The sequence below is a fragment of the Mesorhizobium shangrilense genome (genome assembly GCF_040537815.1).
Taxonomy (GTDB): Bacteria; Pseudomonadota; Alphaproteobacteria; order Rhizobiales; family Rhizobiaceae; genus Mesorhizobium; species Mesorhizobium shangrilense.
Map to the genome: position 1 here is coordinate 2821940 of NZ_JBEWSZ010000001.1, position 26270 is coordinate 2848209.

General features: G+C 64.7%; 27 protein-coding genes. 13 read left to right on the forward strand and 14 right to left on the reverse strand.

Going from position 1 to position 26270, the window contains the following annotated elements:
• Positions 1-5 precede the first annotated feature (5 nt).
• Genes ABVQ20_RS14050 through ABVQ20_RS14060 form a run of 3 tightly spaced genes read right to left on the reverse strand, consistent with a single transcriptional unit; the run spans position 6 to position 3001 of the window.
• Positions 6-779 (reverse strand): SDR family NAD(P)-dependent oxidoreductase, encoded by a 774-nt coding sequence (locus tag ABVQ20_RS14050; protein WP_354460103.1) that lies wholly within the window; start codon positions 777-779, stop codon positions 6-8.
• Positions 780-805: 26 nt separating this feature from the next.
• Positions 806-1603 (reverse strand): SDR family oxidoreductase, encoded by a 798-nt coding sequence (locus tag ABVQ20_RS14055; RefSeq protein ID WP_354460104.1) that lies wholly within the window; start codon positions 1601-1603, stop codon positions 806-808.
• A gap of 3 nt (positions 1604-1606) precedes the next feature.
• On the reverse strand, positions 1607-3001 hold the full coding sequence (locus ABVQ20_RS14060; RefSeq protein WP_354460105.1) for a transaminase: 1395 nt from the start codon (positions 2999-3001) through the stop codon (positions 1607-1609).
• Between the two features lie 181 nt (positions 3002-3182).
• Between ABVQ20_RS14060 and ABVQ20_RS14065 the strand changes: the two genes are divergently transcribed.
• Positions 3183-3929 carry an IclR family transcriptional regulator gene (locus ABVQ20_RS14065; RefSeq protein ID WP_354460106.1) on the forward strand — a complete coding sequence of 249 codons (747 nt, stop codon included), beginning with the start codon at positions 3183-3185 and terminating at the stop codon, positions 3927-3929.
• Between the two features lie 116 nt (positions 3930-4045).
• Positions 4046-4228, forward strand: coding sequence for a hypothetical protein (locus ABVQ20_RS14070; RefSeq protein WP_354460107.1), 183 nt, complete (start codon positions 4046-4048; stop codon positions 4226-4228).
• 183 nt (positions 4229-4411) lie between these two features.
• Here ABVQ20_RS14070 and ABVQ20_RS14075 read toward each other — a convergent pair whose 3' ends face one another.
• From ABVQ20_RS14075 to ABVQ20_RS14085, 3 genes are all read right to left on the reverse strand, one after another.
• The gene (locus ABVQ20_RS14075) at positions 4412-5902 is read right to left on the reverse strand and encodes an aldehyde dehydrogenase (RefSeq protein WP_354460108.1); all 1491 of its coding nucleotides are present in this window, start codon (positions 5900-5902) and stop codon (positions 4412-4414) included.
• Complete coding sequence (locus ABVQ20_RS14080; RefSeq protein ID WP_354460109.1) at positions 5899-7092, reverse strand: cytochrome P450; 1194 nt, start codon at positions 7090-7092, stop codon at positions 5899-5901. The genes ABVQ20_RS14075 and ABVQ20_RS14080 overlap by 4 nt, the downstream gene beginning before the upstream one ends.
• 64 nt (positions 7093-7156) lie before the next feature.
• Entirely contained in the window at positions 7157-8605 is a 1449-nt protein-coding gene (locus ABVQ20_RS14085; protein WP_354460110.1) for an APC family permease, read from the reverse strand.
• Positions 8606-8779: 174 nt separating this feature from the next.
• On the opposite strand from ABVQ20_RS14085, the gene ABVQ20_RS14090 reads away from it, so the two are divergent.
• From ABVQ20_RS14090 to ABVQ20_RS14105, 4 genes are read left to right on the forward strand one after another with little or no spacing between them, the layout of a single operon-like run.
• Positions 8780-9553, forward strand: coding sequence for an IclR family transcriptional regulator (locus ABVQ20_RS14090; RefSeq protein WP_354460111.1), 774 nt, complete (start codon positions 8780-8782; stop codon positions 9551-9553).
• Between the two features lie 31 nt (positions 9554-9584).
• Positions 9585-10847 carry a Tm-1-like ATP-binding domain-containing protein gene (locus ABVQ20_RS14095; RefSeq protein ID WP_354460112.1) on the forward strand — a complete coding sequence of 421 codons (1263 nt, stop codon included), beginning with the start codon at positions 9585-9587 and terminating at the stop codon, positions 10845-10847.
• Positions 10844-11509, forward strand: a complete 666-nt coding sequence (locus ABVQ20_RS14100; protein ID WP_354460113.1) for an HAD-IA family hydrolase — start codon at positions 10844-10846, stop codon at positions 11507-11509. Before ABVQ20_RS14095 ends, ABVQ20_RS14100 begins: the two co-directional genes overlap by 4 nt.
• A 23-nt stretch (positions 11510-11532) precedes the next feature.
• Positions 11533-12891 (forward strand): aminotransferase class III-fold pyridoxal phosphate-dependent enzyme, encoded by a 1359-nt coding sequence (locus tag ABVQ20_RS14105; protein ID WP_354460114.1) that lies wholly within the window; start codon positions 11533-11535, stop codon positions 12889-12891.
• Between the two features lie 88 nt (positions 12892-12979).
• On the opposite strand, the gene ABVQ20_RS14110 is transcribed toward ABVQ20_RS14105, so the two are convergent.
• Positions 12980-13864, reverse strand: a complete 885-nt coding sequence (locus ABVQ20_RS14110; RefSeq protein WP_354460115.1) for a helix-turn-helix domain-containing protein — start codon at positions 13862-13864, stop codon at positions 12980-12982.
• A 94-nt stretch (positions 13865-13958) separates the two neighbouring features.
• On the opposite strand from ABVQ20_RS14110, the gene ABVQ20_RS14115 reads away from it, so the two are divergent.
• Complete coding sequence (locus ABVQ20_RS14115) at positions 13959-15503, forward strand: 4-hydroxyphenylacetate 3-hydroxylase N-terminal domain-containing protein (protein WP_354460116.1); 1545 nt, start codon at positions 13959-13961, stop codon at positions 15501-15503.
• Positions 15504-15513: 10 nt separating this feature from the next.
• On the forward strand, positions 15514-16023 hold the full coding sequence (locus ABVQ20_RS14120) for a flavin reductase (protein ID WP_354460117.1): 510 nt from the start codon (positions 15514-15516) through the stop codon (positions 16021-16023).
• Between the two features lie 91 nt (positions 16024-16114).
• On the opposite strand, the gene hpaR is transcribed toward ABVQ20_RS14120, so the two are convergent.
• A complete protein-coding gene (gene hpaR, locus ABVQ20_RS14125) occupies positions 16115-16519 on the reverse strand; it encodes a homoprotocatechuate degradation operon regulator HpaR (protein WP_354460118.1) in 405 nt (134 codons plus the stop codon).
• 251 nt (positions 16520-16770) lie between these two features.
• On the opposite strand from hpaR, the gene ABVQ20_RS14130 reads away from it, so the two are divergent.
• From ABVQ20_RS14130 to hpaH, 5 genes are read left to right on the forward strand one after another with little or no spacing between them, the layout of a single operon-like run.
• Complete coding sequence (locus ABVQ20_RS14130) at positions 16771-17157, forward strand: 5-carboxymethyl-2-hydroxymuconate Delta-isomerase (RefSeq protein ID WP_354460119.1); 387 nt, start codon at positions 16771-16773, stop codon at positions 17155-17157.
• A 16-nt stretch (positions 17158-17173) separates the two neighbouring features.
• The gene (hpaE, locus tag ABVQ20_RS14135; RefSeq protein ID WP_354460120.1) at positions 17174-18691 is read left to right on the forward strand and encodes a 5-carboxymethyl-2-hydroxymuconate semialdehyde dehydrogenase; all 1518 of its coding nucleotides are present in this window, start codon (positions 17174-17176) and stop codon (positions 18689-18691) included.
• A 16-nt stretch (positions 18692-18707) separates the two neighbouring features.
• On the forward strand, positions 18708-19688 hold the full coding sequence (gene hpaD / locus ABVQ20_RS14140) for a 3,4-dihydroxyphenylacetate 2,3-dioxygenase (protein ID WP_354460121.1): 981 nt from the start codon (positions 18708-18710) through the stop codon (positions 19686-19688).
• A 34-nt stretch (positions 19689-19722) separates the two neighbouring features.
• Positions 19723-20601, forward strand: a complete 879-nt coding sequence (locus tag ABVQ20_RS14145; protein WP_354460122.1) for a fumarylacetoacetate hydrolase family protein — start codon at positions 19723-19725, stop codon at positions 20599-20601.
• Positions 20598-21401, forward strand: a complete 804-nt coding sequence (gene hpaH, locus ABVQ20_RS14150) for a 2-oxo-hept-4-ene-1,7-dioate hydratase (RefSeq protein ID WP_354460123.1) — start codon at positions 20598-20600, stop codon at positions 21399-21401. Before ABVQ20_RS14145 ends, hpaH begins: the two co-directional genes overlap by 4 nt.
• Before the next feature lie 9 nt (positions 21402-21410).
• Here hpaH and speB read toward each other — a convergent pair whose 3' ends face one another.
• The 6 genes from speB to ABVQ20_RS14180 are packed head-to-tail and all read right to left on the reverse strand — an operon-like array spanning position 21411 to position 26190.
• Positions 21411-22376 carry an agmatinase gene (speB, locus tag ABVQ20_RS14155; protein WP_354460124.1) on the reverse strand — a complete coding sequence of 322 codons (966 nt, stop codon included), beginning with the start codon at positions 22374-22376 and terminating at the stop codon, positions 21411-21413.
• Between the two features lie 13 nt (positions 22377-22389).
• Positions 22390-23160: a creatininase gene (locus ABVQ20_RS14160; RefSeq protein ID WP_354460125.1), complete on the reverse strand. Its 771-nt coding sequence runs from the start codon at positions 23158-23160 to the stop codon at positions 22390-22392.
• 12 nt (positions 23161-23172) lie between these two features.
• Complete coding sequence (locus tag ABVQ20_RS14165; RefSeq protein WP_354460126.1) at positions 23173-23880, reverse strand: SDR family NAD(P)-dependent oxidoreductase; 708 nt, start codon at positions 23878-23880, stop codon at positions 23173-23175.
• Complete coding sequence (locus tag ABVQ20_RS14170; protein ID WP_354460127.1) at positions 23874-24629, reverse strand: SDR family NAD(P)-dependent oxidoreductase; 756 nt, start codon at positions 24627-24629, stop codon at positions 23874-23876. Before ABVQ20_RS14170 ends, ABVQ20_RS14165 begins: the two co-directional genes overlap by 7 nt.
• Entirely contained in the window at positions 24626-25396 is a 771-nt protein-coding gene (locus ABVQ20_RS14175) for an ABC transporter ATP-binding protein (RefSeq protein WP_354460128.1), read from the reverse strand. Before ABVQ20_RS14175 ends, ABVQ20_RS14170 begins: the two co-directional genes overlap by 4 nt.
• 11 nt (positions 25397-25407) lie before the next feature.
• Entirely contained in the window at positions 25408-26190 is a 783-nt protein-coding gene (locus tag ABVQ20_RS14180; protein WP_354460129.1) for an ABC transporter permease, read from the reverse strand.
• Positions 26191-26270: the final 80 nt, after the last annotated feature.

Sequence of the window (26270 nt, forward strand, 5' to 3'; positions counted from 1 at the left end):
TTGCCTCAAACCGCCCTGTTCTGGGTCGGTGCCCGGCCGCCGCCATCGGCGACGAGCACGGCTCCAGTGACGAAGGAAGCGTCGTCGGATGCGAGAAACAGGCAGCAGGACGCGATCTCCGCCGGCTCGGCCACGCGCCTGAGCGCTATGCGGCCGGTCAGCGCGGCAAACTCCTCGTCGGGCGTCGAACCGTTGACGGCCGCTGCCGCCTCCATCTCCTGCACGCTCATCGGCGTGCGTACCCAGCCCGGCGCCACCGCATTGGCACGGATGCCGTCAGGCCCGTGCGCATAGGCCAGCGAGCGGGTGTAGGAGACGAGTGCGGCCTTGCTCGCCGAATAGGCGGCGTTCTGGCCGCTGGCGTTGAAGGCGCCGACCGAGGCGATGTTGACGATCGAACCGCCCCGCTGTTTCAGCAACGGCAGTGCTGCGCGGCAGACCATCATGGCGCCGGTCACATTGACGGCGAAGCTGCGTTCCCAAGTCTCGTCGCTCAGGCTCTCCGGTTCGTCGAGGATCATCAGCCCCGCCGCGTTGACGACGATATCGAGCTGGCCGCCGCAGGCGTCGATGGCACGCGCCACGTCGGCAGCGCTGGTGATATCGCCTCGCACGGCGATACCGCCGCTGGCTTCCGCGGCGACGTCCAGCGTTTCGCCGCCGAGGCCGAAGACGACGATTTTGGCGCCATGCCGCCCGAACAGTTCGGCTGTCGCCCGGCCCATGCCTGTGGCGGCGCCGGTGACCAGCGCCTTGCGGCCGTCAACACGCCGGCTCATTCCTGCCCCACTCATGCCAGCCCCACTCATCCCAGCCCCCAGTGCCGCTCGACCGCGAAGCCGGTCTCCGGCAAGGTCGAACCGCCATCGACGATCATCGTCTGCCCGGTCATGTATCCAGCCTGTTCCGAAGCGAGGTAGAGCATGGCGAAGGCGATGTCGTCGGCTTCGCCGAGATGACCGACGGGGATATGGCGGGCGAGCCGGCCGGCTATTTCGGGCGCGCTCATCTTGCCGCGACCGGGCTTGGCGATGAAACCCGGCTCGACGCCGTTGACGGTGATGCCGTCGCGCGCGAATTCGAAGGCGGCCCCCCGGATGAAGGCGTTGACGCCCGCCTTGGCCGCCGAATAGTGGGTGCCGCCCGCCATGGCCACGCGGGCCGACACGGAAGAGGTGACGAGGATGCGGCCAAAGCCGTTCCGGCGCATGACCGGAGCCGCCGCTTGCGCCAGCCAGAAGCAGGCCTTCAGGTTGAGCGACAGTGCCTCTTCAAGCTTGTCCTCATCCAGCTCGTCGATCGAGGCCCAGGGGCAGCCGCCCGCATTGTGCACGACGATGTCGAGCCTGCCTTCCTGTCGTACGATCTCGTCGACCAGCCCATGCAGCGTAGCGCGGTCGAGACCGTCGAGCGGAACGGCGCGCGCGCCGAACTTGCGGCCGGATAGCTCAGTTGCCAGCGCCTGCGCGACATCGACAGTGCGGTTGGCTATTACGACGGACGCACCGGCCTCGGCGAAGCGGGTGACGATCGCGGCACCGATGCCGCGTCCGCCGCCGGTCACCAGCGCCACCTTGCCCGTGAGGTCGAACGGCTGCGCCATCGCTCAGACGACCCCAGCAGCGCGGAGCAGCCCGATGAAGCGTTCGAAGACGTCGGCATGGCGGTCGACGTCGGCGGATGTGGTTGCCGGGCACATCAGGAACATGGTGTGGAACGGCGTCACCAGAATTCCCTCGTTCATGTAGAAGGCATGCAGCAGCGTCTCGAGATCGCCGCGCCGGCTGGCGATGACTTCGGCGCCGTTCCGCGGCGGATGCGGCATGAACATGATTTCGGCGCGGGCGCCGATCTGTGTCACGTGCCAAGGCAGGCCGTTGGTGGCGATGATCGTGCGCGCGGCCTCGGCCAGCCGCGAGGCATTGCCGATCATCACTTCGAAATTGGCTGGCGTCAGCACCTCTTCCAGCACCGCGCGCATGGTGGCGACGGTGAGCGCGTTGCCGGCCAGCGTGCCGCCGATGCCGAGATGCGCCGACTGGCGCACGCGTGGATTGACCATCGGCACGATCGCCCACAACCGCTCGGCGATCTCTTGCGAGACGCCGAAGATGCCCGCCGGAATGCCGCCGGCGATGGCCTTGCCCGCCACCAGTATGTCCGGTTCCAGCCCATGCTCGGATGAATAACCGCCGGGACCGCTGGAGATCGTGTGCGTCTCGTCGATGATGAGCATGGTGCCGGTGCGGCGGGTGATCTCGCGCAATGCGGCGTGAAAGCCGTCAGCGACCGGGATCATGCCGAAATTCGTCATCAGCGGCTCGGTCAGCACGCAGGCGACGTCGCTATGCGAAAGCGCCTCCTCGAGCGCCACTACGTCATTGAACTCGACCACCCTGGAGACAGCGGAATGGTCGACGCCGTTGGGATGGATCATGTTGCGCATGCCGATGCGACCGTCGCGGATCTCGACATGCGCCTCCTCGACGCCGCCGTGGTAGCAGCCGGAGAAGACCAGAACCTTGTCGCGGCCGGTGATCATGCGGGCGATGCGAATGGCGCCACGATTGGCGTCGGTCGCCGAGGTGGTGAACGTCCAATAGGGCAGCCCAAAACGCCGGTGCAACTCGGCGCCGACCCACAGGCTGTCCTGCGTGGGCAGCATCATCGTGGTGCCGTTCTGCAGCTGACGCACGGCAGCACGGGTCACCGCCTCCGGCGCATGGCCGCACATGCCGCCGGTGTCGCCAAGGGCGAAGTCGATGTAGTCGTGCCCGTCTATGTCTCGAATATGGGCGCCCTTCGCCTCGGCGGCGTAGACCGGGAAGCCGCCGGCCCAGCGGCGCATCCAGTGCGATGGCGCGCCATAGAGGAAATGCCGTTTGCCTTCCTCCCAGGCCGCCGCCGAAAGCGGATGCGTCAGCCGGAAGCGTTGCTGCTCGCGGTCGAGCAGGTCGCTGATTGTTGCGGGATGCGTGTCTTGTCTGCTGGCAGCCGTCACGGCCCAAAGTCTCCCTTGTGCGCCGTCGCTTCATGGGCGCGATAAAATCTGGGGGTGCAAAAAAATGGCTCCCAATTCGGTTCATTATTTGAACCAGTATTTTGTATGTTATAGACAGACTGCAAGGTAGATCATCCCCTGTCAAGTTAATTCACACGCGAACTATCTCGGAGAATTCAGGATGAGCACAGTCGGCAAGGCGATTTCATTGCTGGAGCTGTTCACGCTGGCGGAACCGGAAATCGGCCTCTCCGATCTTGCCCGCAAGGCCGGTCTCGACAAGGCCACGGCCAGGCGGCTGCTCATGTCGCTCGCCGGCCATCGTCTCATCGAGCAGGAGCCGGCAAGCCGCCGCTACCGCCTCGGCGCCGGCCTGTCGCGGCTTGCCCGAATCCGCGACGCGCACTTTCCCTTTGTCCGCGTCGCCGCGCCGATCGTGCGGAAGCTTTCCGTCGAGACCGGCGAAACCGTGCACCTGTCGGAATTCAGCGCCGGCGCTCTGCTGACGGTGCATGTCGAGCTTTCCGCAAAGGCCAACCGCGTCAATGTCGATGTCGGGCAGGTGCTGCCGCTGCACGGCACGGCGTCCGGCATCGCCTTCCTCGGCTCCTCGCGCCCTGAGACGGTTGAGGCCTATCTCGAAAAGCCACTGGAGGCGTTCACCACGCATACGGTCACGACGCGTGGCAGACTTATGGAGGCGATACGCCTTGCGGCATCGCGCGGTTATTCGCGCAACGCCCAGGGCTATGAGGACGGCGTGCACAGCATCGCCGCGCCCATCCTTGGCGCGGATGGCTATCCGCTTGGAACGCTGGCGGTGGCCTCGCCGGTTTCACGCGTCGACGACGCGATTGCGGCCAGCCAGGGTCAGGCAGCCGCAAGCGCGGCGCGAGTGATTTCCGCGAGGCTCAACGGGGAGCCGTGACGTATTTCAGCCGTTTTCGATAATCCTTCCACTTAACCGATTGCTCGGGGCAGCCGGCAGCGATGCCTTAGATGTGAACGGCCGTTCCCTACTGGCGGAGCTTCGGTCCCCTGCGCATGCCTTTCGCGCCAATGACGATCGATCCCTATTTCATCCAGTCGGACAACCCGCCGACCGGCATGGGCGAACCCGCCCTCCCTGCGCTGGCGCCAGCACTTGGCAACGCCATCTTCGCCGCCACCGGAGAGCGCGTGCGCCGACTGCCGTTGCGCGATCTCGGCTACTCGCTGGGGGTCTGAGAGGTCAATGCATGTTCACCGCAAGGGCCTTGGCGCCGGCTCTTGGCGCGCGGCGTGTCGACCGAGGACATCGCCCACCACATGGGCTGTTCACGGCACTTGCGGAGCGAAGCGAGGAGCGCGTCGCCGCGGACCCCACCCGTCCATCCGCCTTCGGCGGCTGTCGACCCTCTCCTCAAGGGGCTACCCCAGCGCGATCCATGCCGTCTTGAGGTCGGTGTATTTGTCCAGGGCATGCAGCGACTTGTCGCGGCCGAAGCCGGACTGCTTGACGCCGCCGAGCGGCACGGTGATGTCGGCGCCGCCATAGGTGTTGACGTGGACGACGCCGGCATTGATGGCGCGCACCATGCGATGCGCGGTGGAAAGGTTGGCGGTCCACACCGCCGAGGCAAGCCCGTAGACGGTCGAATTGGCAAGGCGCACCGCTTCCTCTTCGGTCCCGAAGCGCATGATGCCGAGCACCGGCCCGAACACCTCTTCTTGCGCAAGCTGCATCCCTTGCGTGACATTCTCGAAAATCGTCGGCGCCATGTAGCTGCCGCCGGTCTCCGCCAGGATCCGTCCACCGCCAGTGACCAGCCTTGCGCCTTCTTCGGTTGCCTTGGCGACGAAGCCAAGATTCTTGTCCAGTTGTTGCGAACTCGATACCGCGCCGACATCGCTCGCGAGATCGAGCGGGTCACCGACCTTGAGCCGCGTGGTCGCCGAGACAAGCTCGTCCATGAAGCGGTCATAGACCGACGACTGGACGAGCAGGCGCGAGCCGGCGACGCAGACCTGGCCGGAATTGCGGAAGATGCCGTTGGCCGAGACGATTGCGGCCTGTTTCAGGTCGGGCGCATCGGCAAAGACGATGTTGGGAGACTTGCCGCCGAGTTCGAGGAAGACGCGCTTCAGATTGGAGCGCGCCGAGTATTCGAGCAATCGCCGGCCGACCGGCCCCGAACCGGTGAAGGCGATGGCGTCGACGTCCATATGCAGGCCCAGCGCCTCGCCGGCGACCGCGCCCCGGCCGGTGACGACATTGAGCACCCCAGCGGGAAGCCCGGCTTCGGCTGCCAGCTCCGCCAGCCGCAGCAGAGTCAGCGACGCGATCTCCGGCGGCTTGACCACCACGCAGTTGCCGGCGGCAAGTGCGGGTGCGATCTTCCAGGCGCAGATCATCAGCGGGAAATTCCACGGCACGATGGCGCCGACGACGCCGAGCGGCTCCTTGTGGATGAGTCCCAGCACATTCTCGCCCGTCGACGCGATCTCGCCATAGACCTTGTCGATGGCCTCGGCGTAGTAGCGGATGGTGCCTGCGGCCGACAGCGGCTCGGCCTTGTAGGCCATGCCGATCTCGGTGCCGTTGTCGCGCACGCCGAGCACGGCCAGTTCATCGACATGCTTTTCGACCAGCTCGGCGAGCTTGGTCAGCACCTTCTTGCGGAAGGCGGGGGCGGCCCGCGACCACGAGCCCTTCTCGAACGCCTTGCGCGCCGATTTGACGGCGCGGTCGATATCGGCGGCACTGCCGTCGGCGATGCTGGCGAAGGCGCGGCCGTCGATCGGCGAAATCACCGGCAGAGTGGCGCCGCTTGCACCGTCTGCCTGCGCGCCATCAATGAACAGGCCGCGCGCGCCGATCTCCGCCTTGCGCAGCGTGTCGATGGCATTTTGACTGATCATGGGGAACTTGCTCCGAAACTGACATGCAATGTGGTTGGCGCCCGGAACTCCCAGCCACGGAACACCGGCTCCTTGCCGGGCACCAGCCTGAGGTCGGGGAATCGATCGAGCAGCAGCCTTACCGCGAGGCACATCTGCTCGCGCGCGAAAAACCGGCCGGAACAGAAATGATGGCCGAAACCGAAGGCGGCGTGGTTGCCTTCGTCGCGGTTGATGTCGAAGCGGTCGGGATCGGCAAAGCGGCTCTCGTCGCGGCTCGCCGAGGAGACCAGTGCGGCGACCGGGGCGCCGGCCGGGATCGTCGCGCCGCCAAGCTCGACCGCTGTTGTCGTCTGCCGCGTCTGCGTGCCGATCGGCGCCACCCAGCGCAGACCCTCATCGACGGCTTTCGGAACGAAGGTCTCGGGGTCGTCGAGCACTTGCCGCAATTGCTGGGGATGCGAGAGCAGGCCGGCCAGGATCGAACCGGCGCCATGTCCGGGCTCCTGCATGCCGCCGAGCAGGATGACCTTGATACTCGGCATCAGGAAATCGATCGGGCGAGTTTTGCCTTCCGGCATGCCGTCATGCAGCATGTGCGACAGCGCGCAATCGTCGGGCTTGCGGATGAGCCTTTCCAGCGTCGGCAGGATGGCGGCGCCGACCTCGGCGCTGATGGCGTCGGCGATCTCCTGCCGCTTCGGATCGTTCTCGAAGTTGATGGCGCCTTGTGCAAGGCCGTAGAACCAGCGGCGCAGCGTCGGCATGTCGATGTCGGCGAGACCGAGCGAACGCGCCAGGCTGAGCGTCGACACCGGTTCGAAATAGTCGGCCATCAGTTCAGCGGCACCCTGTTTTGCGATGCGGTCGAGATAGGGCTCGGCGATCGATCGCACGAGGTCGCCGGCATAGGAGGCGACGGTGCGCGGCCGGTATTTCGGGTCAACGCCCTGGCGCAGCTGCTTGTGCGTCTCGCCATCGGTGGTCAGGATCGTCGGCTTGCCGAAGGAGCGCTCGACGGGTGACGAGCCGACGACGGCGGAGAAGATGTCGGGCGATTTCGCGACGAACTCGACATCCTTCCAGCGGGTGACGAACCAGAGATTGACCGAGGGCACGAAGGCGACCGGCGCACTACGCCTGAGCTCGACATAGATCGGGTACGGATCGGCTTCCAGCGCCTCGACAGTGATGTTTTCGGCAAAGCTCAAGGCCCCACTCCCTTCACGATGAGAGGGCGGCGCTGCACGCCGCCCTCTCAATCCACGGCCTCGTTCAATCCTTCAGGGGCAGGCCCAGGCTGTCGAAGGCCACAGGATCACGGCTCTTCAAGGCGCCTGCCAGCAACAGGCCGACCAGCGCGGCGATCAGCACCAGCCCCGGCAAGAACACGCCGAGGAAGCCGCCTGCCCCGGAAAGGCTGCCGAAATTGATCACGATCAGATAGATGATGATGACGAAGGCGATGAATGTAAGCCCTGGCAGGATGGTGGTCTTCAGAGCATTCTCCTGTTTCGACGGGTTGGCGCGGAAGTACATCACCACGGCGAGCGATGCGACCGCCATCATGACGATGACGCCGAGCGTCGCGACATTGGTCAGCCAGGAAAACAGCGCCAGCACCGGATCGAGGCCGAGCACGGCGAACAGGCCGACGACAACGGCCGCCAGCACGCTCTGTATCACCGAGGCGACATGCGGGCTCTGGTGCGCCGAGTGCGTCACGCCGATCGAATGCGGCAGCAGCTTCTCGCGGCCCGAGACGTAGATGTAGCGGGCAACCGCATTGTGGAACGCCAGCACGCCGGCAAACAGGCTCGACACGAACAGGATGCTCATCGCATGCGTGAGCAGCGTCCCGGCATAACGGTCGGACAGGCCGAACAGGAAGGTCGTCGGATCCTGCAGGCCCTGCAGCGCCGGCAGCAATTTGTCGACACCGGCGCCGACCGCCATCAGCCAGGCCGTGACCATGTAGAAGACGCCGATCAGCAGGACGGAGAAGTAGGTCGCGCGCGGAATGGTGACCTTCGGGTCACGGGCTTCCTCGGCGTAGATCGTGGTCGCCTCGAAGCCGATGAACGCGGCAAAGCAGAACAGGATGGCGATGGCGGGCGCGCCCGATGTGATCTGGCTCCAACTGAATGGTGCAGCCGACAAGCCGCTGTCGCCGCCGGTCTTGAGGATCGTCAGGTCGAGGATCAGCACCACCGCGTATTCGCACAGCACCAGCACCGTCAGGATCTTGGCCGACAGGTCGACCTGTCGGTAGCCGAGCACGGCAACGACGGCGATGGCGATGAAACTCCACACCCACCAGGGCAGATTGACGCCCCAGCCGGCGAACAGCCCGGAGGTCGCCGCACCCAACAGGCCCATGACGCCGATCTGCATGGCATTATAGGACAGGATGGCTATCAACGCCGTGGCGCCGCCGGCCAGGCCGCCCAGGCCGCGCGCGGCGAAAGCATAGAAGGCGCCGGCATTGCCGACATGGCGCGACATTGCGACGTAGCCGACCGCGAACAGGAGCAGCAACACAGTCACGATCAGATAGGTGCCGGCAAAACCCGCGCCGTTGCCCATCAGCATGCCGAGCGGCGTGCCGCCGGCCACCGCCGTGAGCGGAGCCGCCGCCGAAATCACCATGAAGGTGATGGCGCCGACGCCAAGACTGTTCTTCCTCAGCCGGTTCACTTCGCCGACTTCAACTGTTGTCGTCATTTCTCCCTCCAAATTCCGCGCTGCGGAAACAAGTGTCCCTGAAATGCCTCGGCCTTCTGTGGGCCATCACCGTTTCGTTATTTGGAACGACATTTCGAATATAGACTTGCAAACGAACCCAACTCCTGTCAAGTTAATTCGCACGTTAAGTATCTGTGGGAGGATCAAGGACGCATGAGCACGGTGGCCAAGGCCATTTCGCTGCTGGAAATGCTCGGCCAGGGCGAGCCCGAGATCGCGCTTGCCGATCTCGCCAAGCGCACCGGATTCGACAAGGCGACGGCGCGCCGCCTGCTGATCTCGCTCATCGAACACGATCTGGTGGAGCAGGATGAAGGCACCCGCCTCTACAGGCTGGGCGCCGGCGTCGCCCGGCTGGCCATGATGCGCGAAGCGCAGTTCCCGTTCTTGCGAACGGCTATACCGATGGTCGAGGCATTGGCCACGGAGACCGGCGAAACGGTGCACCTGTCCGAATATTCGAAGCGCGGCCTCATCTCCGTCCATGTCATCGAATCGAGCAAGGCCAACCGCGTCAGCGTTCCGCTCGGCGAATTGCTGCCGATGCATGCAACGGCTTCCGGCATCGCGTTCCTGGCCTTCACCGAGGATCGTATCCGCAACGCCATTCTCGGCGGGCCGTTTCCGGCCTTCACGCCTTTCACCGTTTCGAGCGCGATGGCGCTTGCCGAACATGTCGCCGCGGCACGCGCTCGCGGTTATTCGATCGGCTCGCAGGGCTACGAGGAAGGTGTGCTGAGCGTCGCCGCACCGATCCTGGGCGCCGATGATCTGGCCATGGGCACCATTGCGATCGCCGCGCCGCGCGCCCGGATTCACAAGGGCGACATCGAACGCCATGGCGCGAGCGTCATGGCGACAGCGCGCACCATCAGCGAGCAGCTTGTCGGCCGGCGCGGCCTGCCGACCCGCAAGCGCGCTTCGTGATAGTTTGTCAGGTTACAGGGAGAGACTGACGGTGGAGGAGAAACGGCGAATCCTGGTGATCGGCACCGGCGATACCAAGGCCGACGAGTTGCTGTTCATGCGCGAGCGCATCGAGGCCGTTGGCGGCATCGCCGTCATGATGGATGTCAGCGTGCTCGGCGACCCGCCATACAGGCCGGCACATGACAGGCATGCCGTGGCCAGGGCCGCGGATACGAGCATCGAGGCGATCATCGGCAGCGGTGACGAGAATTCGGCGATGACGCTGATGGCGCTGGGCGCCTCGCGGCTGGCCCGCTCCCTCTACGACAAGGGCGAAATCGACGGCTTCATCGCGCTCGGCGGCACGATGGGCACCGACCTCGCGCTTGACGTCGCCCTGACGCTGCCGCTCGGCGTGCCGAAATTCGTCGTCTCGACCATTGCCTTTTCGCATCTGATACCGCCGGAGCGGATCGCCACCGATCTGATGATGATCCTGTGGGCGGGCGGCCTCTATGGCCTGAACAGCACCTGCAAGGCAGTGCTGTCGCAAGCCTGCGGCGCGGTCGTCGGCGCCGCCAGCGCCGCGATCAAGCCCGATGCGGTGCGGCCGATGGTCGGCATGAGCTCGCTCGGCAAGAGCTGCCTGCATTACATGGTGACCTTGAAGCCGGAACTGGAGAGGCGCGGCTATGAAGTCGTCGTCTTCCACACCACCGGCATGGGCGGACGGGCGCTGGAGGCGATCGCCGCACAACGCGGTTTCGTCGCGGTCATGGATTTCAGCCTGCAGGAACTCGCCAATCATCTCACCGGTTCGGTGGTGAATTCGGGCATCGACCGGCTGGAGAATGCCGGACGGCAGGCCATCCCCCAGATCGTCGCTCCCGGCGCCATCGACATGGTCGACTTTCCCACATGGCAAGCGGTGCCCGCCCGCTTTGCCGAGCGACCGTATCACGCTCACAATCGCCTGCTTGCCTCGGTTACGTCCGATGGTGAAACGCGCAGGGCGATCGCGCGGGCCATCGGCGACAAGCTGGCTGCTTCCAAGGGTTCGACGGCTTTCATCCTGCCTGTCGGCGGCATCCAGCAATGGGACCAGCATGGCGAGCCGCTGCACGAACCGGAAGCGCTCCTGGCTTTCATCCAGGAGATGCGCATCAGCGTGCCCGCCAATGCCGAGTTGCACGAGATTGCTGGCCACATCAATGACGCAGAGTTCAGCGCCAAGGCACTGGAGATCTTCGACCGCTGGGTTGCCGAAGGCATCATTCCGCCAGGCGTGCCCGGCGACAGGAAAGCCGCATGACCGACCAGAAGCCCAAGGCGTTGGTGCTCGATTTCGGCGGCGTCGTCACCCGCACGCTGTTCGAGACGCATGCGCTCACCGAACGCGCGCTGGGGCTGCCCGCCGGCACGCTCGACTGGCGCGGACCGTTCGAGCCGGCGTCCGATCCGCTGTGGCTGAGGATGCAGGCCGACGAGATCAGCGAGCGCGACTATTGGCGGAGCCGCACACGGGAAGTCGGGCGTCTCGTCGGCGAGGACTGGGACGACATGTCGACCTTCGTGCAGCGCGCACGCGGCGCCGATCCGCAGGCCGTGGTGCGGCCGGAAGCCGATCGCGCGATCCGCGCGGCACACGCCGCTGGCATCCGGCTCGCCATCCTCTCCAATGAACTCGACCTGTTCTACGGCAAGGCATTCCGCGAACGCCTGCCGCTTTTGTCCCTGTTCGAAACCATCATCGACGCGACCTATACGAAAATCCTCAAGCCCGATCCGCGCGCCTATGCAATGGCAAGCGAAGCGCTGGGGCTGCCGGCCGCGGCTTGCGTCTTCGTCGACGACCAGAAGCGCAATGTCGACGGCGCTGTGGCGGCGGGAATGCTGACCGTGCATTTCGACGTAGCCCGGCCCGCGCGAAGCTATGCCGAGGCGCTGGCGCATTTCGGCCTTACCATCTCATAATCCAGAAAACCGGAGTTCCCTTGATGCGCGACATCAATTTCCTCACCGAGAACAATGCAAAGCCGATCTGGCACCCGATGGCGCATCCGGCCGAGATGCGGGCGACACCGCCCAGGATCATCATGAAGGGCGACGGGGTCTCGGTGACCGATATCGACGGGCGCACCGTGCTCGACGCCGTCGGCGGATTGTGGAACGTCAACCTTGGTTACAGCTGCGACCCGATCAAGAAGGCGATGGCGACCCAACTCGACGCCCTGCCCTATTATTCCGGCTTTCGCGGCACCTCGACCGGACCGTCGATCGAACTTGCCTATGAGCTGTGCGACTGGTTCGCGCCGGAGGGCATGGTCAGGGCCTTCTTCACCTCCGGCGGATCGGATTCGGTGGAGACGGCGCTGCGGCTTTCCCGGCAATACTGGAAGATCCGGGGCCAGGGTGACCGGACCAAATTCATGGCCCTCAAAAAAGGCTATCACGGCACGCATTTCGGCGGCGCCTCGGTCAACGGCAATGCCAACTTCCGTCGCAACTACGAGCCGCTGATGCCAGGCGTCTTCCATACGCCAGCACCCTGGACCTACCGCAACCCGTTCGACGAGACTGACCCTGCGAAGCTGGCCAAGCTCTGCGCGCGGGCGATCGAGGACGAGATCGCCTTCCAGGGCGGCGACACCATCGCCGCCTTCATCATGGAGCCGGTGCTTGGCGCTGGCGGCGTCATCGTTCCGCACGAAAGCTTCATGCCGATGGTGCGCGCCATCTGCGACCGCCACGAGATCCTGCTGATCGCCGACGAAGTGGTGACGGGCTTCGGCCGCACCGGCGCCTGGTCGGGTTCGCGTCTTTCCGGCACGAAGCCGGATTTCATGACCATCGCCAAGGCCATCACCTCCGGCTATTTCCCGCTCGGCGCGACGATGATCAGCGGCAAGGTCGCCGAGGTGTTCGAAGCCGACAAGACCAGTTTTGGCGCGATCGGCCACGGCTATACCTATTCCGGCCACCCGGTCGGCTGCGCGGCCGGGCTGGCGGCACTGGCCGAGACGAAGCGGCTGGCCCTGCATGACAATGCCGCTGCGCGCGGCGTCGAACTGGGCAAGGCACTGGAAGCGCTGAAGGCCAAGCACGCGGTGGTCGGCGATGTCCGTTACAAGGGATTGATGGCGGCGCTCGAACTGGTCTCCGACCGCGCCACCAAGAAGCCGGCCGACAAGAAGACGATGGCTGCCGTCGCTGACGCCGCCTATGCGGCCGGCGTCATGCTGCGCGTCTCCGGCAATGGCATCATCCTGTCGCCACCGCTGATCATCTCGTCCGCTGATGTGGCGAAGATCGCGGAAGGGCTCGATGCGGGGCTTGTGGCTGCTGCGGCAGCCTAGGGGGTAGGGATTAGGCAGTAGGCAATAGGGGCAAGGAAAGAAGAGCCTACTGCCTACTGCCTACTGCCTACTGCCTACTGCCTACTGCCTACTGCCTACTGCCTACTGCCTTCTCCAGCCTCTCCCGCCGCCAAGCCGCTGGCGACATCCCAGCGGCAGCGTGGAAGAAGCGCGAGAAATAGGCGGGGTCATTGAAGCCCGTCTCATAGGCGATGTCCTCGACCGGGCGCACGGTGAACAGAAGCAGGCGCTTGGCCTCGATCAGCCTCCGTTCGCTGACCGCTTGTCGAACACCTGTTCCCAAGACTTGCCGCGCGGCTTTGTCGAGCAGATGGCGCGTCGTGCCGAGTGTCTCGACATAGCGTTCGACTGGCCAGTCGTCGCGAAAATGCCGGTCGATCAGCCGGCGCAAACGGCCAGCCAGCGCCACTGCCGTCGGCACGGCCACGGAATGGGAGTCGGCATCAAGGCGAGCAATCCCCGACAGCGCCACGGCAATCAGCGGCGGCAGGATTTTCTCCAAGCCGGGCAATGCTTCGGCATATTCCGACTGGATCATGCCGATAATGCCTGCGAGCTTGTCCCAAAGGGTGGCTTCGCCGCGACCGGTGACGAAGACCGGCTGGTCGAGCGGCAGCAGGGAATGCTCGGCGACCCCGCCCAGCGCGGCATCCGCGATGGAAATCACGATGGCGTCGGTGCCAGGCTCGATGGAGAAGCCGTGCACCACGCCGCTCGGCATGAAACTCACCGTTGGCGCCGAAAAACTCCAGGTCTCGTCCTCGATCCGGTACGTGCCGCTGCCGCTGATCCAGAAGGTGATCTGCGCCATTTGCGGATGTTTGTGCGCCTGAACCTGGCCGCGATGTACGGACGCGCGCGCCAGAACGGTCTCGACATGCAGGAAGCCCACGTCGAGAGCTTGCGCCGGCTCGCCATAGACGAAGAATTCCGGGATGGCTGTCTTGCTCATGATCCTCCGGAAAAAGTCCAAGCTGTTTTGGCTTTTCGTCCATAAACCATTGTGGCGTGGCGGGCTACTGTCTGGGCATCCAGGGAGGATGATGATGCGATCGGAAGATTTCCGGGCCGACAAGACGCGGCCGTTTACTGGTGAAGAATATCTGCACAGCCTGCGCGACGGGCGCGAGGTCTACATCAACGGCGAGCGGGTCGCCGATGTGACCACGCACCCGGCGATGCGCAATTCGGCGCGCTCGCTTGCCCGCCTGTATGACGCGCTGCACGACCCGGCGCGACAGGCGGCGCTCACCTCCCCGACGGATACCGGGTCGGGCGGCTACACGCACAAGTATTTTCGCGTCGCCAAGTCTTCCAGCGACCTTGTTGCGCAGCAGGCGGCGATCGCGGACTGGTCGCGCATGTCCTACGGATGGATGGGGCGCACGCCTGATTACAAGGCGGCGCTGATGAACACGCTCGGCGCCAATGCCGAGTGGTACGGCCCCTTCAAGGACAATGCGCGGGCCTGGCACAGCAGAGCGCAGGAAGCCGTGCTGTTCATGAACCATGCCATCGTCAACCCGCCCATCGACCGCCACAAGCCGGCCGAGCAGGTGAAGGACGTGTTCGTGCACATCACCAAGGAGAGCGACGCCGGCATCTGGGTCTCCGGTGCCAAGGTGGTGGCGACGTCGTCGGCGCTGACCCACTACAATTTCCTGGCGCAGAGTTCGGCGACGGTTACGGAAGACCCATCGCTATCGGTGATGTTCATCGTGCCGATGAATAAGCCGGGGATAAAGATGTTCTGCCGTGTTTCCTACGAGCAGACAGCCAACACGGTGGGAACACCCTTCGACTACCCGCTGTCGTCGCGCTTCGACGAGAACGACGCGATCCTGGTGCTCGACAACGTCTTCATCCCCTGGGAGGACGTGCTGGTGCTGCGCGATGCGCAGAAGATCCTGTCGTTCCATCCGGCGTCCGGCTTCATGCACGGTTATTGCTTCCAGGGCTGCACACGCTTTTCCGTCAAGCTCGATTTTCTAGCCGGCCTTCTCGCCAAGGCGCTACGGGCCACCGGCGGCGACGCGTTTCGCGGCAACCAGGCCGCACTTGGCGAGGTGATCGCGCTGCGCCACATGTTCTGGAGCTTTTCCAACGCCATGGCGCACAACCCCATCCCCTGGGCCGATGGCGCCGTGCTGCCCAACCTCGAGGCCGCGCTCGCCTATCGCACCTTCATGTCGGAAGCCTATCCGCGCGTCATCGACACGGTACGCCGGGTGATCGCGTCTGGCCTGATCTACCTGCCCTCCTCGGTGAAGGATTTCGCCAACCCGGAAATCGACCGCTACCTCGCCCAATATGTGCGCGGCTCCAACGACATGGGCCATGTCGAGCGCATCAAGATCATGAAGCTCTTGTGGGACGCGACCGGCACCGAATTCGGCGGACGCCATGCGCTCTACGAGCTCAATTATGCCGGCGCCCCGGAAGAGGTGCGGCTGCAGGTGCTGAAGGGCGCCGAGCGCGGCGGCCGGCTGAAGCAGATGGAAGAACTGGTCGACACCTGCATGGCCGACTATGACGAGACAGGCTGGACCGGCGACACCTGGTTGCCGCCGCTGCCGCCGAGTGCAAGCTGAGGGCCGAGGCATGGAGGTTCAGGTCGCGAGGCTGGAATTCCGCGAGGCCATGGCGCGGGTCTGCGCGCCGGTCAACATCGTCACCACCGACGGTCCGGCCGGGCGCGGCGGCTTCACCGCCACCGCCATGTGCAGCGTTTCCGATGATCCACCGACGCTGCTTGTCTGCATGAATGAACGCTCCGCGCAGACCGGCATGTTCCTGGCCAACAAGCGCTTCTGCGTCAACGTGTTGACCCAGCTTCACATGCACCTCGCCGGCAAGTTCGCGGGCGCGATCCGAGACATGGCCGAGCGCTACAGTGCCGCCAGATGGCAGACGATGCCGTCCGGCATGCCGGCGCTTCTCGACGCCATCGTCAGCTTCGATTGCGAGATCGGCGCGGTGAACAAGGTCGGCACGCACAATGTGATGTTCGGCCGCGTCGTCGACATCCGCCACGGCAGCGAAGAAGCGGCGTTGCTCTATGTCGGCCGCAACTACATGCAGCCAAGCGCGCTCGGCAGTTTTGGTGGGTGAGGAACGGTCCGCGCAGCGGACGAAAAGCCAATTGCTTGGCTTTTCGAGTGACGAACGCCCGGAGCCTGCGACGGGCGAGCAGCGGTCAAAACTAATCCGTAGTCGTCTCCGACTGAATAAGGCTTTCCAGCATGTCGAGCAGGCGCTCGTGCTGTTCGGCGCCATAGCGCTTTTCGATCGCGTCGTAGATGGCGACGCGCTCGGGCGACAGATCCTCGATCAGTGCTACGCCGGCCGGACTGATGGCCAGCAGCGCCCGGCGCCCATCATCCTTGACCTTGTTGCGGGTGATGAACTGTCGTTCCTCCATCGCCTTGATGATGCGGGTGAGGCTCGGCGGCAGGATCGAGGCGCGATTGGCAAGTTCGGTTGCCTCGAGCGGGCCGGCCTCGGCCAGCACGCGCAGCACGCGCCATTGCTGTTCGGTGATATCGTGCCGGGCGAGCATCGGCCGGAAGTGTGCCATGATCACTTCGCGGGCGCGCAGAAGAGCCATCGGCAAGGAGCGACGAGTGCTGGGCGGTAGCAAGAGCAGGCCTCCGAAGAACGTTTCAGCTGCATTCCCTGATGCCGGATACAGGCATGACTAAGAATGCGGCGGACGCTGCTATATCCGCGATTTTGCCGGGTGCGGCAATCCCGCTCCGGCAGGCGTATTCAAACCAAGTGAACGGTGCTTGACATTCCACCATCATGATGTAATTCACATGTTAATTACAAGAACCGGCAGCGCCGGCGGAGGAAACCTTGCCGCACATGACCATCGAGTATTCTGCCAATCTCGACGCCTGCGTCGACATGGCCGGGCTTTGCACGCTGGTGTCGCGAACCATCCTCGAAACCGGCCTGTTCGAGCAGGGCGCGGTGCGGGTGCGCGCCTTTCGCGCCGAGGCCTACGCAATCGCCGACCTGCTGCCTGAGAACGGCTTCATCGACATGAATTTTCGCATCGGCAAAGGGCGTAGCGCGGAGGAGAAGAAGCGCACCGGCGAGATGATCTTCGCTGCTGTCTCTGAGTATCTCGCGGCGCTTTTCACAACGCCGCATTTCGCGCTGTCGCTGGAGATCCGCGAGATCGACGCCGAGTTGAGCTGGAAGAAGAATGCCATCCACCCGCGGTTGCGCGGCAAGTAAGTACAGGAAAAACACCATGGCGGCATTGGACGACAATCTGAGGAAGGCCGAGGCCTATCTTGAGCGCTTCAGGACCGGGGGCGTGCTTAACCAGATCGGCGGCGAGACCGTGCCGGCCGCCGACGGCTCGACGTTCGAGACGCTGTCGCCCGTCGACCTGAAGCCGATCGCCAAGGTGGCGCGCGGCAAGGCCGTGGACATCGACCGCGCCGCCAAGGCAGCGAAAGCAGCGTTCCGAGACTGGGCCGCGATGCCCGGAGACAAGCGCAAGGCGCTGCTGCATGGGATCGCCGACGCGATCGTGGCGCGTGCCGAGGAGATCGCCTTCGTCGAATGCATGGACACCGGCCAGTCGCTCAAGTTCATGGCCAAGGCTGCGCTTCGCGGCGCAGAGAATTTTCGCTTCTATGGCGACCGGGCGCCTGAAGCCCGCGACGGCCGCACGATCCGCGCTCCGAACCAGGTCAACATGACCACCCGCGTGCCGATCGGCCCGGTTGGCATCATCACACCGTGGAACACGCCGTTCATGCTGTCGACCTGGAAGATCGCGCCGGCGCTCGCCGCTGGCTGCACCGTCGTTCACAAGCCGGCCGAGTTCTCGCCGCTGACGGCGCGGCTGCTGGTCGAGATCGCCGAAGGGGCGGGCCTGCCCAAGGGCGTCTGGAACCTCGTCAATGGTCATGGCGAAGATGCCGGCAAGGCTTTGACCGAGCATCCCGACATCAAGGCGATCGGCTTCGTCGGCGAAAGCCGCACCGGCTCGATGATCATGAAGCAAGGCGCCGACACGCTGAAGCGCGTGCATTTCGAGCTTGGTGGCAAGAATCCGGTGATCGTCTTTGCCGATGCCGATCTGGAGCGCGCGGCGGACGCCGCCGTCTTCATGATCTATTCGCTGAACGGCGAGCGCTGCACTTCATCCTCGCGCCTGCTGGTCGAGGAAGGCATCTATGACAAGTTCACCGCCCTGGTGGCCGAGAAAGCCAAGCGCATCAAGATCGGCCATCCGCTTGATCCGGAAACCGTGGTCGGCCCGCTGATCCACCCGGTGCACGAGGAAAAGGTCCTTTCCTATATCGAGATCGGCAAGTCGGAAGGCGCCGTCGTCGCTGCCGGCGGCGGCAAGTTCGATGGTCCGGGTGCCGGCTGCTATGTCAGCCCGACGCTGTTCGTCGGCGCCACCAACAAGATGCGCATCGCCCAGGAAGAGATTTTCGGACCGGTGCTGACCGCCATCGCCTTCAAGAACGAGGCCGAGGCGCTGGAGCTGGCCAACGCCACCAGCTACGGCCTGACCGGCTATCTGTGGACCTCGGATGTCACCCGCGCGTTCCGCTTCACCGACGCGCTGGACGCCGGCATGATCTGGGTCAACTCCGAGAATGTGCGGCATCTGCCGACGCCATTCGGCGGCGTCAAGAGTTCGGGCATCGGCCGCGACGGCGGCGGCTGGTCGTTCGATTTCTACATGGAAACCAAGAACATCGCATTCGCGACCGCGCCACACGCGATCCAGAAGCTCGGCGGCTGACCGGAGGCCATCACCCATGCCCCTGCCCACACCAAACCTCTATCCGGCGTTCAACATCGTGCGCCTCAGCCATGTCGAACTGGCGGTCACCGACCTCGCCAGGTCGCGCGCCTTCTACGTCGACACGCTGGGCTTACAGGTCACCGACGAGACCAGCGGCGCCATCTATCTGCGCGCGCTGGAAGAACGCGGCCACCACTGCATCGTGCTGCGAAAGGGTGCCGCGCCTGAAGCCCGCGACCTCGGCTTCAAGGTGTTCTCCGACGAGGAACTCGACAAGGCCGAGCATTTCTTCAAGGGCAAGGGCCTGCCGGTGGAATGGGTCGAACGGCCCTACCAGTCGCGCACCTTCCGCACTCGCGACCCGCACGGCATTCCGCTGGAATTCTATTCGAAGATGGACCGGCTGCCGCCGATCCACCAGAAATATGCGCTCTACAAGGGCGTCAAGCCGCTGCGCATCGACCACTTCAACTGCTTCTCGCCCAATGTCGATGAATCCGTGGCGTTCTACAACGAGCTCGGCTTCCGCGTCACCGAGTACACGGAAGATGCGGTGTCGGGAAAGCTGTGGGCCGCATGGACGCACCGCAAGGGCGGCGTCCACGACATCGCCTTCACCAACGGTGTCGGACCGCGGCTGCACCACGTCGCCTTCTGGGTGCCGACGCCGCTCAACATCATCGACCTGCTCGATCTGATGGCCACCACCGGTTACATCGGCAACATCGAGCGCGGCCCCGGCCGGCATGGCATTTCCAACGCCTTCTTCCTCTATGTCCGTGATCCCGACAACCACCGCATCGAGATCTATTGCTCGGATTACCAGACGGTCGATCCGGACCTCGAGCCGATCAAATGGGACCTCAAGGACCCGCAGCGGCAGACCCTGTGGGGCGCGCCGGCGCCGAAGAGCTGGTTCGAGGAAGGCAGCGCCTTCGCCGGCGTCGAGCCGCGCCAGCCCGACCTCGCGGCCTCGCCGATCGTTGCGCCGTGACAACGAACTCGACAGCAGAGACGCGGAGATCAGCATGACGACACAGGGGCGGCTCGCCACCTTCAGTGCCGGAGGCAAGACGCGCTACGGCGCGATCACTGAAACAGGCGTCGTCGACCTTTCGGCGCGCCACAGCCAATGGCCTACTCTGCGAGAGGCGATCGAGGCTGGCGCACTGCGGCGCCTGGCGGAGGAGGCCGACGCCTTCGCGGCCGATTTCTCGCTCGACGATATCGCCTACGAGATACCGATCCCCTCCCCGGAAAAAATCATCTGCGTCGGCGTCAACTATCCGGACCGCAACGAGGAGTACAAGGACGGACAGGCGGCTCCCTCCAACCCGTCGCTGTTCATCCGCTTTCCGCGTTCGTTCGTCGGCCATGGCGCGCCGCTGGTGCGGCCACCGGAATCGCCGCAGCTCGACTATGAGGGCGAGGTCGTCATCGTCGTCGGCAAGGCAGGCAGGCGCATCACTGAGGCCGACGCGCTCAGCCATATCGCGGCACTGTCGCTCTGCAACGAAGGCACCATCCGCGACTGGGTGCGCCATGCCAAGTTCAACGTCACCCAGGGCAAGAATTTTGACCGCACCGGCTCGATCGGACCGTGGCTGGTGCCGTTCACCGACGAGGCGCAGATCGCCGATATCGCGCTCACCACCCGCGTCAATGGCGAGGTCCGGCAGCAGGACCGTACCAGCCGCATGATCTTTTCGTTCCGCAAGATCATCAATTATGTCTCGACCTTCACCACGCTGGTGCCCGGCGACATCATCGTCACCGGGACGCCGACCGGCGCCGGCGCGCGCTTCGATCCGCCAGTCTGGCTGAAGCCCGGCGACGTCATCGAGGTCGAGGCCGACGGCATCGGCCTGCTCAGGAACGGCGTTGTCGACGAAGGAAGCGGCCGATGATGACGGAGACCCAGGTCGAGGACGCGGCGACCAGACTGTTCGAGGCAGAGCGCAATCGCCGCCAGATCAGGCTGCTCAGCCTCGACTTTCCCGGTGCAACGATGGACGACGCCTACCGGGTACAAGTGGCACTGGTGAAGAGGAAGGCAGCATCGGGCCTGACGATCAAGGGCTGGAAGATCGGCCTGACGTCCAAGGCGATGCAGTCGGCACTCAACATCGACATTCCGGATTCCGGCGTGCTGTTCGACGACATGTTTTTTGGCGATGGCGGCACGGTTCCGGCCGACCGCTTCATCCAGCCGCGCATCGAGGCCGAGATCGCCTTCGTCATGAAGGCGCCGCTGTCAGGGCCGGATGTGTCGATCGACGACGTGCTGGACGCCACAGACTACATCACGCCGGCGCTGGAAATCCTCGACACCCGCATAGAGCGGATGAACAAGGAAACCGGCAAGGCGCGCACCTTCTTCGACACGATCTCCGACAATGCCGCCAATGCCGGCATCGTCGTCGGAGGGCGCCGCAGCGGCCCGCGCGATGCCGATTTGCGCTGGATCGGCGCCATCGTGTCGCGCAATGGCGAGGTGGAGGAAACCGGCCTTGGCGCCGGCGTGCTCGACCATCCGGCCAAGGGCATCGTCTGGCTGGCCAACCGGCTGCACCAATATGGCATGCGGATTTCAGCCGGACAGGTCGTGCTGTCCGGCTCCTTCGTGCGCCCGGTGGAGGCGCACCACGGCGACGCAATCGTCGCCGATTTCGGCCCACACGGAACGATCAGGATCGCCTTCGCCTGATCGCAACGATCAGGCCTGGCTTCTGCGCTCCGCGACGGCCCTGGCCATCACGCACAGCAGTTCGAACATCATCGTCGCCCCCGCCAATGCCGTCATGCCGGCGAGATCGAATGGCGGCGCCACTTCCACCACATCGGCGCCGACAATGTTCAATCCATCGAGAAGGCGGACCATTTCCTGCGCTTCGCGGGTGGTGAAGCCACCGAGCTCGGGCGTCCCGGTGCCCGGCGCCATCGACGGGTCGATGCAGTCAATGTCGAATGTCACGTAGGTGGGACCGCTGCCGGCGATGGCTCGCGCCTCTTCCATGACGCTGGCCGCGCCCCGCCGGACGAACTCCTCCATGTAGATGATGCGGATGCCCTGGGCGACCGCCCAGTCATGTTCGCCTGGTTCATAGATCGAACCACGAATACCGATCTGAACCACGCGCTTCGGATCGAGCAGTCCTTCTTCGATGGCACGGCGGAACGGCGTGCCATGCGTGTAGGGATTGTCGCCGAAGTAGCTGTCATTGGTGTCGGAATGCGCGTCGAAATGGATCATGCCGACCGGCCTATCCCTGGCGACGGCGCGCAGTACCGGCAGCGTCGTCAGGTGATCGCCGCCAGCGGAAAGCGGAATGGCGCCCGCCGCGACGATCGCTGCAATGCCGTCCTCGATGCGCTTCAATCCGTCCAGGAGGTTGATCGGATTGACCGAGAGATCGCCGACATCGGCGACATTGGCGATGCTGAACGGCTCGATGCCCGAGACGTGGTGGGCGCGCCGCATCAGGCTCGACTGGTTGCGGATTTCGCGTGGGCCGTGGCGCGCGCCGGCGCGGTTGGTCGTGCCGCCATCCCACGGTATGCCGACAAGGGCGATGTCGAGCCCCTCGGCACTCGCCACCGCCGGCAGCCGCATGAAGGTCGAAAGCCCGGCGAAGCGGGGAACGGCCGAGGCATCGACCGGCTGGAAGAAATTGCTGCTCATGGCTGTCGGCACCTCAGAAGAATTCACGTTTGACGATTTCAGCGATCCGCGTCTCGCAGTCGTCGAGCAGCCATCGGCCCTTTTGCGCCGATGAGCCCTCGGTCAGCGAGAGGACGCCGGAGGGCGGCACTTCCTCGGCGGGCCTTGGATAGCGATCATAGGGCTTGAATTGCGCGGGGCCGTCATGCAACGCCTTGGCGAGGTCGACGAGCTCGGGGCGCAGCGCCAGCATCATCGATGTCTCGATCACGCTGGCATGCTCGAGCTCGATCCCGGGGTAGCCATCGGGGAACACTTTCGCCAGCGTCTCTGTGCGCACCATCTCCCAATGGTCGATGCGCAGGATGGTCAGATCCGTCGCACGCTCGCGGCCAATGGCGTCGAGCGCCAGTTCGATGCCCTCGATCGACGGGCCGATGTTTTCGTAGTGGCCGTTGAGCACGACGATGCGCCGGACCTTCTGGCGATAGAGGTCGCAGATCACATCCTTGACGATGAGCGAGAACGTGTGCGCCGTGATGTTGATCGTGCCGGGAAAGGCCGGGCCGCCGCCTGTCCTTGGCTGCGAGCGGTTGCCGTAGGCGATGGTCGGCGCGACGAGGCCGCCAACCTCCCTCGCCACGGTCTCGGCGATGGCGGTGGGAATGACGACATCGACATTCATCGCCATGTGGTGGCCGTGCTGCTCGGTCGCGCCGAGCGGCAGGATGACCGGAGCGCCGGCGGCGATCCGCCTCTCTGCTTCCGGCCACGGCAGTTCAGCGAGGAAAACCCTGTCTTTCATGATCATCTCATCTCAAAGCATCGCCGCGCCACCATTGGCGCCCAGGCATTGTCCGGTGAAGAAGGTGGCGCCTGGGCCGGCCAGGAAAACCACCGCTGAGGCGATTTCTTCCGGCCGACCGATCCGCCCCAACGGATGTGTCGTTTCCAGCGCACGCTGGCTCTCGGTCAGCGCCTCGAAACCGAGAAGGGGCGTGTCGGTCGGCCCAGGCGCCACGGCGTTGACGAGGATGCGAGGTGCGAGCTCGCGTGCCCAGGAGCGGGTCAGGCCAAGCAGTGCCGCCTTGGTCGCGCAATAGACCGAGGCACCGGCACGACCGAGATAGGCAAGTTCCGAGGCGATGTTGATAATGCGGCCGCCATCGGGAAGATGCGGCAGGACTTCGCGCGCCACAAGGATGGCGCCGCGCACATTGACCGCGAACATGCGGTCGACATGATCGAGTGAAATCGCATCAAGCGACGCTTCCTGGAGAATGCCGGCATTGTTGACGAGGATGTCGTAACCGCCGATCCGCTCCGCCCCGTGCCCGACTGCGGCGATGATGTCGGCTTCGCTGGCGAGGTCGCAGGCAAGAATCGGGATATCGCTTTCGGACGCTTTCAGGTCGAGACCAAGAACGGTGGCGCCCGCCTCCCGCAAGGCTAGCGCGGTGGCGCGGCCGATGCCGCTGGCTGCGCCTGTGACCAGAGCGCGTTTTCCGTGGAGCGGGACTACCAAGGCACTTCTCCCCTGTCGACGCCGAGCGACTGCCCGGTGATGTTGGCCGCGAGGTCCGATGCCAGGAAAAGATAGGTGCCGGCCATGTCGGCCGGTTCCATCAGGCCCGGCAAGGCCTGCGCGCCGACGATATCCTCGAGCAGGGCCGCCTCGCTGACATCACCCTGCTCGGCCATGCGGCCGAGCGAGCGCATCGATGCCTCGGTGCGGACCCAGCCGGGACAGACGGCGTTGACGCGGATGCCTTTGGGTCCAAGCTCCTTGGCCCAGGTCTTGGTCAGACCAATGATGGCGTGCTTGGACGCGACATAGGCGCCGAAGCGGGCTTCGGCGACACGGCCCCAGATCGACGCGGTGTTGATGATCGAGGCGCCGGCCCGCATGCGCGGCAGAGCGCGCGCGGTGACCAGTGCCGTGCCGATGATGTTGATCTCGATGATGCGCCGGAAGGCGGCCTCATTATCGTCGCCGCTGTCGGTGATCGGCGTCATCAGCTCAAGGCCGGCATTGTTGATGAGAACGTCGATGCGGGCGACCGGATCGAGCGCTTCCGCGACAGCCGCGCGGTCGGCAATGTCGGCCTCCGCGCTGGTGGCGTCCAGCTCGCGCGCCCGTTCGTGCACGGCTTTGTCGTTCGCGATCAGATGCAGGCTGGCGCCGGCCTGCGCGAACTCCCTGGCGATGCCGAGCCCGATGCCCCGGCTCGCCCCGGTGATCACAACCGTCTTTCCGGACAGGGAGAGGCTCACACGACCACTCCGGTTTCGTTGCGGATGAGGTGCAGCACCTTGTTGCGCAGCTCGAAGAATTTCTGGGTTTCGCGGATTTCCAGCGGCCGGTCCGGGCCAAGCTCGGCCGCCACATCGATGTCGGCGACAACCGAGGCCGGCCGGCGCGAAAACAGGATGATCCGGTCGGCCAGGAACACCGCTTCCTCGACATCATGGGTGACGAAGATGACGGTCTTTTCCTCGCGGATCTGAATCTGCCGCAGCTCGACCTGAAGGCGCTCGCGGGTCAGCGCGTCGAGCGCGCCGAAGGGCTCGTCCATCAGCAACACATCGGAACCAGCGGCCAGCGTGCGCGCTATGGCAACGCGCTGGCGCATGCCGCCCGAGATCCGGTTCGGATAGGAGCCGGCGAAGTCGGCGAGACCGAACAGGTCGAGATAGTGATGGATACGCTCGGCCTTTTGCGCCGCATCGAGATCCTTCCTGTAGCGCATGCCGAAGGCGATGTTCTTTTCCACCGTCAGCCAGGGGAAGGACGAATAGGACTGGAACACCATGCCGCGCCGCCGGTCAGGCCTGACGACCTTTTCCCCGCCGAGCAGGATCGAGCCAGAACTCGGCTCGTCAAGGCCGCCGACCATCCGCATCAATGTGGTCTTGCCGCAGCCCGATGGACCGAGGAAGACGACCAGCGAATTACGGTCGAGGCCGAGGCTGGTCTTGCGCACGACATTGACGGGGCCGAAGGATTTCGCCGTGTCAACGAATTGAACATATCCGGTCATTGTCATGCCCCTCACAGATACCGGAACAGCCGGCGGTGAAGCAGGCGAAGCAGCTGGTCGGTGACAAGGCCGATCAGGCCGATGACGACGACGCCGGCCATGACTTCGGGCGTCTTGACGAAGCGACGCGCCGTCCAGATCACATAGCCGATGCCGGAATCGGCGGCGACGATCTCGGCGATGATCAGATAGGTCCAGCACCAGCCGAGCGTGATCCGAAGATTGTCGAGCAGCGTCGGCCCCATCCAGCGCAAGGCCACATCGACCATCACCTGCCGCGAATTGGCGCCGACGGTGCGGGCGACCTCGACGAACTCTTGCGGCACGCGGCGCATGTCGTCGGCCACGAGCAGCACGAGCTGGAAGAACGTGCCCAGCCAGAGCAGGAAGATCTTGGTCTCCTCGCCGACGCCGAACCAGATGATGGACAGCGGCACGAGCGCGGGAACCGGCAGGTAGCGGATGAAATCGATCATCGGTTCCAGGGCCGCACCGACGATGCGGTAGCTGCTCATCATGATGCCGATCGGGATCGCCATGACGGCGGCGAGCAGGAAGGCGATCCAGACGCGGAGGGTCGAAACCCCGACATGCCATAACAGGTTCTGCTCGGTCAGCATCGTCCACAGGGCGACGATGACGCGGCTTGGCGACGGCAGGAACTGCGGCGCGATGATGCCCGCGCGTGCCGCCAGTTCCCACAGGGCAACGACGAGAACAGCCGCCCCGACACTGACGGCGAACTCCGCCATCGGCGACGCGCGGCCGCGGAAAACAAACAGGCTGCTGAACAAATCGGTATCCCCGGATGATCTAGAGAACGACCGTCACCGACGGCGAGCCGCAATGACATGGCTGCCGGCAGCAGCCAAGA